The organism is Streptomyces sp. NPDC002130, assembly GCF_040296465.1.
In the GTDB taxonomy this organism is placed as follows: domain Bacteria; phylum Actinomycetota; class Actinomycetes; order Streptomycetales; family Streptomycetaceae; genus Streptomyces.
The window spans coordinates 1-1,170 of sequence record NZ_JBEOXI010001074.1; the positions used below are offsets into that span (position 1 = coordinate 1).

A 1,170-nucleotide genomic window follows, 5' to 3' on the forward strand; every position below is an offset into this window, starting at 1 on the left:
CTCCCCACTCGAGACTGCCGGGCCTCTGTTGGTCTGGATCATCGTCGTCACGTTCGTCTTCATCGAGTGCGCGATCATCCTCGGATTGTTTCTGCCCGGTGATTCGCTACTGATCACAGCCGGAATCGTGCTTGCCGGTCACGAATCCGGCGCGGGCCACGTGTGGGCGTTGTCTGTCGGTGCGATGATCGCGGCCATTGCCGGTAACCAGGTCGGGTACGTCATCGGCCACCGGACCGGCAATCACATCAAAGCCCGTAAGGGCGGCAAGTACTTCACCGAGAAGAACCTGCACCGCGTGAACATCCTGTTGGAAAAACACGGATTCTGGGCGGTCCTGATCGCCCGCTGGGTTCCGTGGGTGCGCACCCTGTGCCCGATGGTCGCCGGCGCAGCCAAGATGAACCACACGCGCTACACCATCGCGAGCACCATCGGCGCGATCATCTGGGCGCCGGTGCTCTTGCTGCTCGGTTTCTACGGTGGCTCGTTCCTCGATCGCGTTCCGTGGTTGCTACCCGCCGTGCTGATCGTGATGATGGTCAGCTTGGTCATCGGTACCGCGTTGGGTATCTGGCAGTACCGCAAGGAGATGGCCCGCCCCGCCGAAGACGTCGAGGTCGAAGAAGTCCTCGACTAGAAGCGCACGGCTCAGTGCACGTGGCTCCGGTCCCACGCCGGTAGCGGGTCCTCGTAGCGCGTCCAGGCCCGCGGCCCTTCGCGTAGTTCGTCATCGGTCAGCAGGGCTGGGTCGAGGATTTGTGACGGCGCCGCCGGGTCGAGTTTCACTCCGATGAACACGATCTCCTGCCCCGGTACCTCCGCTGCCGACGCCCACAGTTGAGCCGGTTCGATGACGAGGTTGGGGCCTGCCTGCGACCAGATCGCGGCGAACTCGGGCCGACTCGCGATCCAGCAGAAGCCTTTGCTTCGCAAGAGGCCCGCGAACTGACCGAGCGCAGCCTCGAGCCTGGACGGATGAAAAGGGCGCGAGGCGCGATACGTGACGCTGCGAATTCCGTATTCCTCGGTTTCCGGGGTGTGCCCACCGGCCAGTTCCTCGTCCCAACCGGAAACCAACGCAGCAATTTCCGGTTAGTACAGACCCGTTTCGAGGACACGGACGAGCGAGACAATGCCGACATCTCATCTAATCAGATGAGAGGTGGT

2 protein-coding genes are annotated in these 1,170 nt (G+C 62.7%); one reads left to right on the plus strand and one right to left on the minus strand.

The window, feature by feature from the left end; genetic code table 11:
• Positions 1 to 640, plus strand: a 640-nt coding sequence (locus ABT116_RS48520) for a DedA family protein (RefSeq protein WP_351647934.1), incomplete at its 5' end; no start/stop codon positions are given.
• Positions 641 to 651: 11 nt separating this feature from the next.
• Here the strand turns inward: ABT116_RS48520 and ABT116_RS48525 are convergent.
• Entirely contained in the window at positions 652 to 1,080 is a 429-nt protein-coding gene (locus ABT116_RS48525) for a GTP-binding protein (protein ID WP_351647936.1), read from the minus strand.
• Positions 1,081 to 1,170 lie beyond the last annotated feature (90 nt).